Annotated in this window: 9 protein-coding genes; 8 read left to right on the top strand and 1 reads right to left on the bottom strand. The window is 60.4% G+C overall.

Annotation, left to right across the window (positions count from 1 at the left end):
• Positions 1-13 precede the first annotated feature (13 nt).
• The 8 genes from PL263_RS12790 to PL263_RS12755 all read left to right on the top strand — a co-directional run bounded on the left by PL263_RS12790 (position 14) and on the right by PL263_RS12755 (position 14,759).
• Positions 14-4,159: an EAL domain-containing protein gene (locus tag PL263_RS12790; RefSeq protein ID WP_278209747.1), complete on the top strand. Its 4,146-nt coding sequence runs from the start codon at positions 14-16 to the stop codon at positions 4,157-4,159.
• A gap of 17 nt (positions 4,160-4,176) precedes the next feature.
• Positions 4,177-4,644, top strand: coding sequence for a DUF4381 domain-containing protein (locus tag PL263_RS12785; RefSeq protein ID WP_278209746.1), 468 nt, complete (start codon positions 4,177-4,179; stop codon positions 4,642-4,644).
• Positions 4,641-5,627, top strand: coding sequence for a VWA domain-containing protein (locus PL263_RS12780; RefSeq protein ID WP_278209745.1), 987 nt, complete (start codon positions 4,641-4,643; stop codon positions 5,625-5,627). Before PL263_RS12785 ends, PL263_RS12780 begins: the two co-directional genes overlap by 4 nt.
• Positions 5,627-7,432 carry a VWA domain-containing protein gene (locus PL263_RS12775; RefSeq protein WP_278209744.1) on the top strand — a complete coding sequence of 602 codons (1,806 nt, stop codon included), beginning with the start codon at positions 5,627-5,629 and terminating at the stop codon, positions 7,430-7,432. The genes PL263_RS12780 and PL263_RS12775 overlap by 1 nt, the downstream gene beginning before the upstream one ends.
• A gap of 39 nt (positions 7,433-7,471) precedes the next feature.
• The gene (locus PL263_RS12770; RefSeq protein ID WP_278209743.1) at positions 7,472-8,761 is read left to right on the top strand and encodes a hemolysin family protein; all 1,290 of its coding nucleotides are present in this window, start codon (positions 7,472-7,474) and stop codon (positions 8,759-8,761) included.
• 62 nt (positions 8,762-8,823) lie between these two features.
• Positions 8,824-9,939: an efflux RND transporter periplasmic adaptor subunit gene (locus PL263_RS12765; protein WP_278209742.1), complete on the top strand. Its 1,116-nt coding sequence runs from the start codon at positions 8,824-8,826 to the stop codon at positions 9,937-9,939.
• A 3-nt stretch (positions 9,940-9,942) separates the two neighbouring features.
• Entirely contained in the window at positions 9,943-13,068 is a 3,126-nt protein-coding gene (locus tag PL263_RS12760) for an efflux RND transporter permease subunit (RefSeq protein ID WP_278209741.1), read from the top strand.
• A gap of 14 nt (positions 13,069-13,082) precedes the next feature.
• Positions 13,083-14,759: a BatD family protein gene (locus tag PL263_RS12755; protein WP_278209740.1), complete on the top strand. Its 1,677-nt coding sequence runs from the start codon at positions 13,083-13,085 to the stop codon at positions 14,757-14,759.
• Between the two features lies 1 nt (position 14,760).
• Here the strand turns inward: PL263_RS12755 and nudE are convergent, their stop codons facing one another.
• Complete coding sequence (gene nudE / locus PL263_RS12750; RefSeq protein ID WP_140912067.1) at positions 14,761-15,312, bottom strand: ADP compounds hydrolase NudE; 552 nt, start codon at positions 15,310-15,312, stop codon at positions 14,761-14,763.
• Between the last annotated feature and the right edge of the window lie 53 nt (positions 15,313-15,365).

The raw sequence follows: 15,365 nt of genomic DNA, 5'->3' as shown, positions 1-15,365 counted from the left end.
GGCCCAGTCCGTCATGTCCGGATCCGAAAACTTGCTGCGTCCCGCCAATTTAGCCGCCCCGGGGCCACAGGCGCGGCAAACCGGCGTTGCGCGACCGCTGCATTTTGCCGCCAGCATCGCTATGCTGGCGGCCGCAATTTTTATCGGCGGCTGGCTGGGCATGAAACTGGTGATTCCGCCGGGTTATTCCAGTCCGCTCTGGCCGCCGGCGGGGATCGCACTGGCCGCCTTATTGATATGGGGCCGCCGGTTGTGGCCGGGTATCTGGTTGGGCGCCGTGCTCAACGAATTGACCGCTGCCGCTAATTTTTCCGGGCAATTGAATTCGACTGCCGTCGCGGCCGCGATGTTGATCGCTGGCGGCAGCACCTTACAAGCCGTGGTCGCCTCCGGTTTGTCGGAACGGTATTTGCGGCCGGGCTTGCCGAAACTGGAAACGCCGGGCCGGATCTTGACGTTTTTTGTGTTAGTCGGCCCTTTGGCTTGCGTGACCGCGCCGAGCATAGGCATCGGTGCCCTGTACGGTTTGCAACTGATGCCCGGCGACGAGGTACAAAACTCCTGGCGCAATTGGTGGATCGGCGACAGCCTGGGCGTGATGGTGATCGCGCCGTTGCTGTTCTGCGCCTTCGGCCGACCGCATGCCTTGTGGCGGGCCCGGCGCTTGAGCGTGGCCTTGCCGCTATTGGGCACTCTGCTGGCGCTGGTGTTAGTGTTCACGCAGGTGTTTCGCGCCGAGCAAACCCGAATCCAGCAGACCTTCGATAACCGGGCGGCCGCCGTCGAAACCCTGTTGGCGGAATACACCACCCACGTTGTCGACAGTAGTCTGGCGCTGCGGGATGTATTCCTGGCGTCCAGCGATATCAGCCGCGAGCAATTTAGCGGCTTTGCTCGCGGCATCTTGGAGCGGCATCCGGAAATCCAGGCGCTGGAATGGTTGCCGAGAATACGTCACCCGCAACGCGCCGGCTTCGAAGCTAAATTGCGGCAGGAAGGCTACGCCGGATTCCGCATCACCGAACGCGACCCCGGCGGCCGTTCCGTGCCGGCCGGCGAACGCGCCGAATATTTTCCGGTGGCCTACGTCGAGCCGATGGCCGGAAACGAGAGATCCTTCGGGTTGGACTCGGTATCCAATCCGCTGAGTAAACAGGCCAAGGATGCCGCGCGGGCCAGCGGCAAGCCGACCGCATCGGCAGGGCTAAGTCTGGTGCAGGCCGATGGCGCAGTTCCGGGCGTACTGGTGTCTATCCCGGTATTCAAAATGGCGGCAGCGGCGGCAGACAGCGATTTCATCGGTTTCGTCTCGGCGGTAATTGTGCCGGCGCGGATGTTGGAGGTCGTCACCCAGGGCCTGAACACGCAGTCCTTGGATATCAGTATCGAGGATACCGCCGGCAACGGCGTCTACACCGAATTGTTCGCCAAGCGCTTACCCTCGACGATGCGCCAAAATTACGCATTGCAGGATTGGCAACGAGTCTTCAAATTCGTCGACCGCGATTGGCGGGTGACGATAATGCCGAGCAGCCAATTCATCAACGAACAAGGGTCTTCGGTGTTATGGGTGACCTTGCTCGGCGGCCTATGCTTTACCAGTTTGTTGAATATCATGCTGTTGATCGTCAGCGGCCGCACCGCCGCCGTCGAAGCCTTGGTCGAACAGCGCACCCGCGATCTGGAAACGGCGGTATCCGAACAAAAAGCCGCCGCGCAACAGGCGCGCGAGTCCGAGCTTAAATTGCGCACTATCGTCGATTCGCAACCGGAGTCCGTGAAACTGCTGGCGCGCGACGGCCGGCTGCTGCAGATGAATCCGGCCGGCCTGGACATGATAGAAGCCGATTCGCTGCAACAGGCCCAGAATTGTCGATTGGAAGACTTGGTCGGCGCCAAATACCGGGACCAATTCAAAAAATTGATCCGTCGGGTGTTCGCCGGAGCGTCAGGCACCTTGGAATTCGAAATCACCGGATTGCGCGGCGGCCAGCGCTGGCTGGACACTCATGCCGTTCCGATGCGCGACGCCGACGGCAACATTACCGCCTTGTTGGGCTTGTCGCGCGATATCACCGAACGCAAACTGGCCGAAGACGATTTAAAGCTGGCTGCCCGCGTGTTCAGCGAGGCTCACGAAGGGATTCTGATTACCGACGCCGAGGCCAACATCATCGACGTCAATCCCACCTTTTGCGAGATTACCGGTTACAGCCGCGACGAGATGGTCGGCAAAAAACCCAATATTCTGCAGTCGGGTAAATACGGTCCGGAATTCTACGCCGAGATGTGGCGCGACTTGCAGCAACAGCAGCATTGGCGCGGCGAATTATGGAACCGCAAAAAGAACGGCGATTTGTATGCGGAATGGTTGACGATTTCCGCATTGTGCGACAGCGACGGCCGCATCACGCATTACATCGGCCTGTTTTCCGACGTGACCCAAGCCAAACAACAGCAACAGTTGTTGGAACTGGTGGCGCATTACGATCCGTTGACCCGGTTGCCAAACCGGATTTTGTTCGCCGACCGCTTGAGCCAGGCTATTGCTCACAGCAAACGGGAGAAGTCGTTGCTGGCGATCTGCTTTCTGGATCTGGATGGTTTCAAACCGGTCAACGACCTGTTCGGCCACGACATCGGCGACCGGGTGCTGGTGGAAGTGGCGGAGCGCATCAAGAATACGATTCGCGAGGAGGACAGTGTGTCGCGCCACGGCGGCGACGAATTTGCCTTGCTGCTGCGCGATATCGACACCCTTGAGCAATGCGAACAGGCCATTTTGCGTATCCATCAGGCGATCTCCGAACCCTTCTCGGTCGACGGCCAGCAAATCACGGTCGGTGCCAGCAGCGGCTACACCTTATATCCGCTGGACGATGCCGATCCGGACGGCTTGCTGCGGCATGCCGATCACGCCATGTATCAGGCCAAACTGGCCGGCAAGAACCGTTGCCAATTGTTCGATGCGACGCAGGACCAGCAAATCATGCATCGCCACCAGCAATTGCGCGATATCGAAGCGGCCTTCGTGAATGGCGAAATGTGTTTGTATTACCAGCCCAAGGTCGATATCAAGCGCGGTCAGGTTGCTGGCGTCGAAGCCTTGATCCGCTGGTTGAGTCCGCAGCGCGGCATGGTGCCGCCGCTGGAGTTTCTGCCGGCCATTGCCTCTACCGATTTGGAAATCCGCATCGGCAACTGGGTGATCGAGCAGGCCTGCCGCGATCTGGCGGCTTGGCAGGCATTGGGCTTGAAATTGGAAGTCAGCGTCAATATTTCCTCGTACCATTTGCTGTGGCCGGGAATTCAGGAGCACATAGCCGGCATCTTGCGGCAACATCCCGAAATCCGGGCGCAGTCTTTGCAATTCGAAATCCTGGAAAGTACCGCGCTGGACGATTTGAGCGCCGTGAACCGCATCATCAAGAATTGCCGCGAGCAGCTGGGTATCAGTGTGGCGCTGGACGACTTCGGCACCGGCTATTCGTCGCTGACCCATTTGCGACATTTGTCGGTCGATACCGTAAAGATCGATCAAACCTTCGTCCGCGACATGCTCGATGATCCGGACGACTACGCCATCATCGACAGTGTGATTGATTTGAGCCAAGCCTTTAACCGTAAGGTGGTCGCCGAAGGCGTCGAAAATCAGGACCAAGGTGTGGTGTTGCTGTTGCTCGGTTGCCGATTGCTGCAAGGTTATGCGATTGCCAGGCCGATGCCGGCAGCGCAGATCGCCGATTGGGTGGCCGCCTACCGGCCTTTTGCCGACTGGGATTTCTATGCCAACGCCGAGTTGACGCCGGAGCAGACCATGATTGCCATTCGGCGTTGCGACGCCCGCCAGTGGTTGCAGCGGGTACGCGACTGCCTGTTTGCGGCCGGACAACAGCCGGTACCGGCCTGGCCGATCATGGATCGCCAGCGCACCCATTTGGGGCGCTGGCTGCGTCAGGCCCGGCAGGAGCGGCAGCACGCCGAGGACTGGCTGGAGCGACTGCTGCAACTGCAGCAAAATTTGCATAGCCAGGCCGATCGCTTGCAACGATATTACGATGCCGGCGAGTTGGCGGCAGCCCAAACCGGTTTTGCCGATTTACAGGCGGTACAGCGGGAAATCGACGAAAGCCTGATCCTGTATACTCAACTGCCCTGAATTCGATAACGCCAACGATGGAACAATTGCCGTTAAGAGATATTCATTTGCCCGACGCCGTCGATTTTTGGCCACCGGCGCCCGGTTGGTGGGCTTTGGCGCTATTGCTGCCGGCATTAATGTTCGGTTTGCGGCAGCTTTATCAACGAATACGTCGGCGCAGTGCCGTTAAAATTGCCGGCAAATTGCTGGAAGCCATGCGCAGCGAGCCCACAGGCGATGCCAGACAAACTGTGGCGGCCTTGTCCGCCTGGTTGCGCCGGGTTGCGCTGAGTACCGCACCGCGGCGCGACGTGGCCAGCCTGAGCGGCCATGCCTGGCTGCAATATCTGGATCGTTCTTTGCCGGATGCGCCGTTCACACAGGGGCCCGGACGTTGTCTGGCCGATGCCCACTACCGGCCGCAGCTACCGAACGACGCGGAATTGGATGCCTTGTTCGAGCTATGCGAACGCTGGTTGAAACAGCAGGCGAAAAAATCATGATGACGCTGGCCTGGCCTTGGCTGTTGCTCCTGATACCGTTGCCGCTCTTGCTGCGCCGCTGGTTGCCGGCCCAGACTCCGGCCCGGCAGGCGGCATTGAAGACCCCGTTTCTGGACGATTTCGGCAGCGATCCGGGTCGCATCGTCGGCAGCGACCGGCGTTGGCCGTTGTGGCTGGCGGTTTGCGCCTGGCTTTGCCTGCTGTTGGCCGCGGCCCGGCCGCAGTGGCTGGGCGAACCGCTGGAGCAGACGGTCAGCGGCCGCGATCTGATGTTGGCGGTCGACGTCTCCGGCAGCATGCAGGAAGAGGACTTTCTGTTGGAGAAACAGCGGGTCGACCGACTGACCGCGATCAAGCAGGTGGCGGGCGAATTCATCATGCGCCGCGCCGGCGACCGCCTCGGCCTGATCCTGTTCGGGACCCAGGCTTATCTGCACGTACCGCTGACTTTCGACCGCAAGACTGTACAGACCTTGCTCGGGGAGGCCTTTATCGGCATCACTGAAGACGAGCCGAAAACCTCTATCGGCGATGCCATCGGCCTGGCGATCAAGCGGCTGCAAGACCAGAAAGATGCCAGCCGGGTCTTGATCCTGTTGACCGACGGCGCCAACACCGCCGGCGAACTGACACCGCTGAAAGCCGCAGAACTGGCAGCCGAAAACCACTTGAAAATCTATACCATCGGCATCGGCGCCGACGAAATTTTGGTGCGCAGCCTGTTCGGCACCCGCCGGGTCAATCCGTCGCTGGATTTGGACGAGAAAACCTTGACCGCGATCGCCGAAGCCACCGGCGGCCATTACTTCCGCGCCCGCAACACCGAGGAATTGGAGCGCATTTACCAAATGCTGGACCAACTGGAACCGGTGGAAAAGGACAAACAATACTTCCGGCCGCGGAGCGAGCTGTTCCATTGGCCGTTGGGTCTGGCTTTGATATTGGCCGGCTTGATCGCGGCCGGGCGGTTACGGTGGAGCTGATGCCGGCAGAATTCCATTTTTTACGGCCGCTCTGGTTTCTGGCCTTGCTGCCGGCCGCCTTGCTGTTGCTGAAACTGGCCCGCCACCGGCAAAGCCGGGCAAATTGGACTGAGGTTTGCGATGCCGAGCTATTGCCGTTCGTGCTGCAGGACCAGCCGGCGGCAGCGCAGCGGCGCTATAGCCTGATCGGTGCCGCGCTGGCGACCGTGCTGGCGATTGTTGCGTTGGCCGGGCCGACTTGGGAACGCTTGCCCAGCCCGGCTTTTCGCAACGATGCGGCGCTGGTCATCGCGCTGGATTTGTCCAAATCGATGGACGCCGCCGATATCAAGCCCAGCCGCATCGGCAAGGCCCGCTATAAAATCGCCGACCTGCTGAAACAGCGCAAGGACGGCCAGACCGCACTGCTGGTTTACGGCGGCGATGCCTTTACCGTGACGCCGCTGACCACCGACACCGCCACCATCGACAGCCAGTTGTCGGCATTGACCACCGACATCATGCCCAGCCCCGGCAGTCATACCGCCATTGCCGTAGAACACGCCGCCAATTTGTTGCGTCAGGCCGGACTGGCCAAAGGCCATATCCTGTTGGTGACCGACGGCGCCGACGCCGACGTGGCGGAACAAGCCGAGCATTGGTTGCGCGGTTACCAATTATCGGTATTGGCGGTCGGTACCGCCGACGGCGCGCCGATCCAGGCGGCCGGCGGCGGTTTTTTGAAAGACCGCAGCGGCAATATCGTGGTGGCGAAGATGGACGAAGCGACCTTGGCGACTCTGGCTCGCAACGGCCGCGGCCTTTATCAGCCGGTAACGGCCGGCGACGAAGATGTCGAAGCCTTGAGCCGGGTGTTCAATTCCGTCGTAACCGATCCGCAAAATCAGGACTCCAATTTGCTGTTGCAGCAATGGGACGAAAAAGGCCCATGGCTGTTACTGCTGGTGTTGCCGTGGGCGGCCGGGCAATTCAGGAAAGGCTTGTTGCTCTGGTGCCTGTTGAGTCTGGCGCCGCTGCCCAGAAACAGCTATGCGCTGGATTGGCAAAGCTTGTGGAAAAATCCCGACCAACGCGCAAAGCAGGCCTTCGAGCAGCAACAATACCAGCAGGCGGCCGAGCAATTCCAAGACCAGGCCTGGCGCGCCGCGGCCCAATACAAGGCCGGCCAATACGAACAGGCCGCCGAGTCCCTGAAACACGCCAACAGCGCGGAAGGCCACTACAACCGCGGCAATGCGCTGGCCCTGGCCGGTCGTTTGCCGGAGGCGGTGCAGGCTTACCAGCAGGCCTTGCAACTCGATCCGCAGCATCAGGACGCAAAATACAATAAAGAATTGGTCGAGAAAAAATTGCAGGAGCAGCAGCAACAGCAACAACAGCCGAACCAGGGCCAGGACCGCCAGCCGCAGGACGGCGGACAAGAACAGCACGCGCAAGACCGGCAATCCCAGTCCGGTCAGGCAGACGGCGACCGGCAGAACGAAGCGGCCAAGCAGCAGCCGGGCGAGCAATCGGCGGCGGACCAGCGCAAGCAGGCCGAGCAGCAATCAAAACCGGCGGAACAAAACCCCTCGGATAGCCGGCAAACTGCGCCGCCGGATCAGGCTCAAAATCAGCCCAAGGATGCCAAGCCGGAAGCGCAGCCGGCGGAAGCGGCCGCCGCGGTCGAGCGCAACGAAACCGAACGCGCCAACGAACAGCTATTGAAACGTATTCCCGACGAGCCCACCGGTTTGTTGCGGCGGAAATTCAAGTATCAATACAGCCAACGCAATCGCCGGAATCAGGCCGACAGCCCCTGGTAAAGCGATGCCCAAACCGTTCCACAGACTGACGAAAAGACGATGGATATTGGCCTGATAGTGTTTTTGATTGTGCTCAACGGCGTGTTTGCCATGTCGGAAATGGCCTTGGTGTCTTCCGGTTTGGCCCGCTTGCAGAGATTGGCCGGCGAGAAGCGGGCCGGCGCCGCCACCGCCTTGAAACTGCACCAAGACCCGTCGCGGTTTTTGTCCACGGTCCAGGTCGGTATCACCTCGGTCGGCATCCTCAGCGGCGCGCTCGGCGAAGACGCCCTGACCGAACCGTTGCAGCGCTATCTGGCCCAATTTCCCTGGTTGGCGCCGTACGCCGACAGCATCGCCCTGATCGCGACCGTGGTTGCCATCACCTATTTTTCGGTCGTGGTCGGCGAATTGGCACCGAAGCGGCTGGCGCTGCTGAATCCGGAACGGATTGCGTTGGCCGTGGCCAAACCGATGAACGCGTTGGCGGCGCTCGCCAGCCCGCTGGTGTGGTTGTTGTCCTCGTCCAGCTCGCTGCTGCTGCGTTTGTGCGGTGCCCACCGGCCGCCGCAGGCCAGCGTGACCAACGAGGAAATCAAATTGCTGATGGAAATCGGCGCCGAGTCCGGCGTGTTTCATGCCAGCGAACGCCATCTGGTCGGCAATGTGATGAAGCTCGACGAGCAGCGGGTCGGCGCGGCGATGACCCCGCGGCTGCAGATTTACGCGGCCGACCTGGATGACGGCGATGCCGAGGTGCGGCGCAAGCTTGCCGAATGCCCCTATGCCAGAACCGTGATTTGCCGCGGCGGGCTGGACAACATCGCCGGGGTATTGACCCGCAGCGAATTGCTGCAGCCGGCGATGAGCGGGGTGGCCTTCGAAATCGCACCGTTCGTGCACACGCCGCATTTCGTGCCGGAGACGATGACTTTGGTGCAACTGCTGGAATATTTCAAAGCCAACCAGGTCGACCTGGCTTTGGTCGCCAACGAGTATGGCGATATCGAGGGCCTGGTCACGCTGAGCGACGTATTGAAAGCCATCGTCGGCGAATTGCCCGGCGGCGACCTGGATGTCGATATTGCCGAGCGGGCCGACGGCTCCTGGCTGGTCGACGGCGGCGTCTCGGTGCAGCGCTTGAAATCGCTGATCGGCTTCAGCGGCGAGCTCCCCGGCGAAGCCGACAATGCTTACCACACGGTAGGTGGCTTCGTCTTGTTTTACCTGGAAGATATTCCGCGTGTCGCCGAAGCCTTCGAGTATCGGGAATGGCGGTTCGAGATTGTCGACATCGACGGCGTGCGCATAGACAAAGTGCTGATCACGCCGCGGCCGGGCGAAGAATAAATGCCGGGGCCGCCCATTGCGGCCGTGCCGGGCAAGCAGATTACTGACAAAAGGAAAAAACCATGCAAGCGCAGCGATTCTTAACCCTGATCTTCGCTTTATTGTGCTGGGCCGGGCCGGTGCCGGCCGCCGACATGAAACCGTTGCTGGAGGCCTCGCCGGCGTTGATGAAATTGTTGACGATTGACGAAGTCAGGCCCGGCGAGATGCGGGAGTCGTTGAGCCTGTCGGCGCGGGTGGATTTGGATCAGCATCGGGTGGCCCGGATCGGGGCCAGCGTGACCGGCCGCATCACCGAGATCAATGCGATGCTGGGCCAGAACGTCAAGAAGGGCGACCGGCTGGCGTTATTGAACAGCACCGAACTGAGCCAGGCCCAATCGGACTATCTGAAAGCCACGTCGCAAGTCAATCTGCGGCGAATCACGGTCAAGCGCGCCGAGCGGCTGCTGGAAAGCGGCGTGATCGCCGAAGCCGAACTGCAGGAACGCCAGGGCGTGCTGGCCGAAGCCGAGGTGGATCAGCGCGCCGCCAGCGACCGCTTGCGGGTGATGGGCATGAGCGAGGCCGATTTGAAGCGGCTGGACAGGCAGCGCAGCATCCATTCGTTTTCGCCGGTAACCTCCAGCATCGACGGCGTCGTGATCGAGCGTAACGTCGCCATCGGCCAGGTGGTGCAGCCGGCCGACAGCCTGTACACGGTCGCCGATTTGTCGCAACTATGGCTGGTGGCGGAAATTCCGGAACAGCAGGCGCACTGGGCCCGGCAGGGCGACCAGGTGTTGGCGGAAGTGCCGGCGTTGCCCGGTGAGAGCGTCAGCGGCAAACTGATCTACGTTTCCGATCTGGTCGATCCCGACACCCGCACCGTGACGGTCAGGATGGCGTTGGCCAATCCGCAGCGACTGTTCAAGCCGCAGATGCTGGCGACTTTAAAAATCAGCAAGCCCGGCGCCCAGTCGCTGCTGATTCCAAGCCCGGCGGTGGTGCGGGAAGATGATAAAGACCACGTGTTCGTGCAGACTGCCGACAATCGGTTCGAATTGCGCCCGGTCAAACTCGGCCGCGAGGAAGCCCAAAAGCGCGAATTGCTGGCCGGTCTGCGCCCCGGCGAAAAAATCGTCGTCAACGGCGCCTTTCATTTGAACAACGAACGCCTGCGTAGCGCGTTGGAGTAAGCCATGATCAACCGTTTGATAGAACTGGCGCTGCAACAACGGATTTTGGTGGCGGTGCTGGCGGTGGCGGTGGCGCTGTTCGGCGTCCGCGCAGTGCGGCAGCTGTCGGTGGATGCGTTTCCGGACGTGACCAATATTCAGGTGCAAATCGCCACCGAAGCCGCCGGAAAATCGCCCGACGAGGTCGAGCGGCTGGTGACCGTGCCGTTGGAAATCGCGATGGCCGGCTTGCCGGGACTGGAGGAAATGCGCTCGCTGAATAAAAACGGCCTGTCGCTGATTACGCTGATCTTTACCGATAAGACCGAGGTCTATTTCGCCAGGCAATTGGTGATGGAGCGCCTGATCGAGGTCAAGCAGCAAATGCCGCCCGGCGTCAATCCGGTGCTGGGCCCGGTGTCGACCGGCCTGGGCGAGGTTTACCAATATACGCTGGACCGCGACGATGACGGCGAGCGGCCGTTGACCCAGGAAGAGTTGCAGTTTCGGCGTGAAGCACAGGATTGGGTGGTCAGGCCGCTGTTGCGCGGCATTCCCGGCGTCGCCGAGATCAATTCCCAGGGCGGTTACGTCAAGCAATACCAGGTTTTGGTCAATCCCAACCGCTTGCACCACTACCGGATTTCGCTGAACGAGGTGTTCGAGGCCTTGGCTCGCAACAACGCCAACAGCGGCGGCGGCGTGTTGCCGCACTATGCCGAACAATATTTGATCCGCGGCGTCGGCCTGATCAACGAGGTTAAGGACATCGCCAATATCGTGTTGAAGGAGGAAAACAGTGTGCCGGTGCATATGCACGACGTCGCCGAAATCAAAATAGGCCACGAAGTGCGGGTCGGTGCGGTGTTAAAAAACGGTTATACCGAATCGGTCGGCGGCGTGGTCATGATGCTGCGCGGCGGCAACGCCAAGGAAGTGGTGAGCCGGATCAAGCAACGGGTGGCCGAAATCAACGCCAAGGGCATGCTGCCGGGCGGCTTGAAAATCGTGCCGTATTACGATCGCAGCGATCTGGTCGACGCAGCCTTGCATACCGTGACCAAAGTGTTGATGGAAGGCATCGTCTTGGTCGTCATCATCCTGTTTCTGTTCCTGGGCGATGTGCGCTCCAGCCTGATCGTGGTCGGTACCCTGATCGTGACGCCGCTGGTGACTTTCATCATGATGAACCAATTGGGCTTATCGGCCAATTTGATGTCTCTCGGTGGCCTGGCGATTGCGATCGGTTTGATGGTGGACGGTTCGGTGGTGGTGGTCGAGAACGCGTTCCGCTTGCTTGGCGAGCGCAAGGGCCGCGCCACCAGCCGGGTGCGGGTGGTACAGGCGGCGACCCAGGAAGTGGCGACGCCGGTATTGTTCGGCGTCGGCATCATCGTCTTGGTGTTTTTGCCGTTGATGACGCTGCAGGGGATGGAAGGCAAGATGTTTGCGCCGCTGGCTTACACCATTGCGATCGCGCTGCTGATTTCGCTGGTGGTGTCGCTGACCTTGTCGCCGGTGTTGTGCGCGTTTGCGTTGGAGGGCCACGACGGTGAACACGATACCCGCTTGATTGCGTTCATCAAGCGCCATTATCTGCGCTTGCTGGATTTTTCGATGGCCAACCGGCTGAAAGTGGTCGGCGCCGCCTTGGCGGCCTTTGTCGGCGCTTTGGTGTTGTTGCCCTTGCTCGGCACTTCGTTCATTCCGGAAATGAAGGAAGGCTCCATCGTGCCGGGTATCAACCGGATGCCGAATATCTCCTTGGAAGAAAGTATCAACGTCGAGATGCAAGCCATGAAAATGGTGATGCAGATTCCGGGCGTCAAAAACGTGGTGTCCGGCGTCGGCCGCGGCGAAAGTCCGGCCGATCCGCAATCGCAAAACGAGTCGACGCCGATTGTGACCTTGAAACCGCGCGAGGAATGGCCGCAAGGCTGGACTCAGGACGACATTGCCGATGCGATGAGCGGCAAGCTGATCGAAAATCTGCCCGGCATGCAAGTGGTGATGGCGCAACCGATTTCCGACAGGGTCGACGAGATGGTGACCGGGGTGCGTTCCGACGTTGCGGTCAAGGTGTTCGGCGACGATCTGGCCGAACTCAAGCGGCTGGCCGATGCGATTGCCGGGGTGGCTAACGGCGTCAGCGGTGCCCGCGACATTCGGGTGGAACGGCTGACCGGTCAGCAATATCTGAATATTACCGTCGACCGCCAGGCGATCGCCCGCCACGGTCTGAATGCGGCGGACATTCACGACGTGATCGAAACCGCAATTGCCGGCAAAGTCGCCACCGAGATTTACCAGGGCGAGCGGCGCTTCTCCGCTGCGGTGAGATTGCCGGAAGCCTTCCGCAACAATATCGCCGCGATCGACCAATTGATGTTGACCTCCCCAAACGGGGCGCGGGTGCCGCTGGGCGACGTGACCAAGATCAGCCTGAACGACGGCCCCGCCCAGATCAGCCGGGAAATGGGCAAGCGGCGGATCGTGGTCGGCATTAACGTGCGCGACCGCGATTTGGGCGGCTTCGTCGCCGAGTTGCAAAAGGCCGTGGCCGATAAGGTCAAATTGTCGGAAGGATATTATCTGCAGTGGGGCGGTCAGTTCCAGAACATGGAGCGGGCCTTGGGTCATTTGCAAATGATCATTCCGGTAACGATTGCGGCGATTTTCTTTCTGCTGTTCATGTTGTTCAAATCGCTGCGCTTCGCCGCGCTGATCATCCTGGTGCTGCCGTTCGCTTCGATCGGCGGTATCGTCACGCTGTTTTTGAGCGGCGAGTATTTGTCGGTGCCGGCTTCGGTCGGTTTCATCGCCTTGTGGGGTATCGCGGTGTTGAACGGCGTGGTGTTGGTGTCCTATATCCGGGCCCAGCGCGAGAGCGGGCTGAGCCTGGAATATGCGGTGCGCCGCGGCTGCGAGCAGCGTTTCCGGCCGGTGATGATGACGGCGACGGTGGCCTTGTTGGGCTTGGTGCCGTTTCTGTTTGCGGTCGGGCCCGGTTCGGAAGTGCAAAAGCCGCTGGCCATCGTCGTGATCGGCGGTCTGATCAGTTCGACCTTATTGACTCTGGTGGTATTGCCGGTGCTGTACGGTTGGTTCGACGACCGTCAGGATGTTCATAAACCGTTTTCGATGAGATGAGCGGATTTTTGTCTATGCGTACTAGTGTGTCGCCCTGGTGGCTGGGGATATTGTGGTTTTGGCTGAGTGCCGTTGCCGGCGCCGCCGAGATCGGCGTTGCGGTCGACCGCAATCCGGTGGCTTTGAACGAGTCGTTTCAAATTACGTTTACCGCAACCGAGCAACCGGACGGCAATCCGGATCTCGAGCCCTTGCGGCAGGATTTCGAGATCGTCAACCAGCAACGCAGCAGCAGTGCCTCCTGGGTCAACGGCAAAAGCAACCGCAATGAGCAATGGGTTTTGACGGCGATGGCCAAGCGCAGCGGCGAGTTGACGATACCGGCCATTGCCTTCGGTGCCGACAGCAGTAAACCGCTGGCGCTGACGGTGACCGAAGCCGCGCAGCCGACCGCGAAGGACGATGAACTGTTCCTGGAAGTCTCGGCGACGCCGGAGCAGCCCTATGTGCAGGCGCAGGTGATTTATACGCTGAAACTGTTCCGCCGGGTGCAGATCACCCAGGCCAGTTTGGCGGAGCCGGAAATCAAGGATGCCCTGGTGGAAAAACTGGGCGAGGACAGTACTTACTCGACCCAAATCAAGGGTGTCGACTATTGGGTCACCGAGCGCAAATATGCAATTTTTCCGCAGCAGAGCGGCCTGTTCACGATTGCGCCGCTGGTGTTGAATGCGGAATACATCAGCAGCCGGCAGCAACCGCGTTTCAACGGCTTTTTCAACCGGCCCAGCACCGAGACCCGGCGAGTGGTCTCCAAAGCTGTGACATTGAACGTGCGCGCGGCGCCCGCCGAATTCAAAGGCGCCTGGCTTAGCGCAGAATCTTTGGAGTTAAGCGAGGGTTGGTCCGATTCCAGTTTGCAGGTCAAAGTCGGCGAGCCGCTGACTCGCACCTTGACCTTGAAGGCCAGGGGGGCGACGGTCGGCCAATTGCCCGAGTTGTTCGACAAAACCCCGATCGACGGCATCAAGACCTATCCCGACCAGCCGCTGTTGCACGAGGATAAACAAAGCGACGGTTTGACCGCGTCGCGCGAGGAGAAAATTGCCTTCATTCCGTCCAAACCCGGCGAGTACAGTTTGCCGGCACTTAAGATCCAGTGGTTCAATTCCAAATCCCAGAAAATCGAGGTGGCCGCTTTGCCGGCGGTCAAAATCAAAGCTTTGGCGGCGGCCGAGGTCGCCACGCCGACGGCCTCCGCTACCGAGTCCGAACCGGAGCAGGCCAGCCCGATAACGGCAACGCCGATCGCTGTCACTTCCGATAGCGGCGTTCGGCTGTGGCAGGCGGTTTCGGCTGTCCTGGCCATGGGCTGGTTGCTGACCGTAATCGGATTCGTAAGGTCCGGCCGGCAGCGGCGCCAAACTAGGGCTGCCAGTATGGCGCAGTCGGAAAGCGCGCTGGAAAAAGCGATAAAGCGAGCTTGTTGGGAAAATAATCCGCAAGCGGCCAAGCAGTTATTGCTGCAATGGGGCAGGGCCGAATTCGGCGCCGACAGTCTGGCCGGCTTGGCGAGCCGTTGCGATCAGCCGCTGTGCGACGAAATCAACGACTTGAATCGCTTGTTGTACGCACCCGGTGGGCAGGAGTGGCAGGGCCGCGACTTGTGGACCGCATTCAGCGGCCAAGCCCGCCGCGCAGCCGCGCCGGCGCCCCTCGGCGACGGCTTGGAGCCCTTATTCAAAATTTGAGCTAACCGCGCCGTTCGAGATGAGCCAGAGCCATGTACAGTGCGGCGATCGAACGGGCTTCGCTGCATTCGCCGCTGGCCAGCAGGCTGTCGATGCTGCGCAACGACCAGGGCACTACCTGTAATTCTTCCGGTTCGTCGCCTTCCAGCTTCTCCGGGTACAGTTCTTCGGCCAGGATGATGTCTATGGTGTGTTCCAGATAAGACGGCGCCAACGAGACCCGGTGCAGATGCTCCAGTTTGCCGGCGCCGTAGCCGATTTCTTCTTTCAATTCCCGGTTGGCTCCGCTGAGCATGTCCTCGCCGGCGTCGAGTTTGCCTTTCGGCAGTCCCAGTTCATAGCGGTGGATGCCGGCAGCATATTCCCGGACCAGCAATACCGTTTCCGGGTCCAGCATCGGTACGATCAGCACCGCGCCGTGCGAGCTGTTGCGCGCCAGCCGTTCGTATTGGCGGCGTTCGCCGTTGCTGAATTCCAGATCCAGGGCTTCGATGCAGAATTGGCGGGTTTGGGCCAGCACCGTTTGTTTTAGAATTTTGGGTCGCTTGGGCATCGTGGGGCGGGTTTGGGTTAGTTAGGCCGAGTTTATGGCCGGAAGTTGGCCGC

The sequence above is a fragment of the Methylomonas sp. EFPC3 genome (genome assembly GCF_029643245.1).
In the GTDB taxonomy this organism is placed as follows: Bacteria; Pseudomonadota; Gammaproteobacteria; order Methylococcales; family Methylomonadaceae; genus Methylomonas; species Methylomonas koyamae_B.
This window is presented reverse-complemented; position numbering and strand designations above follow the sequence as displayed.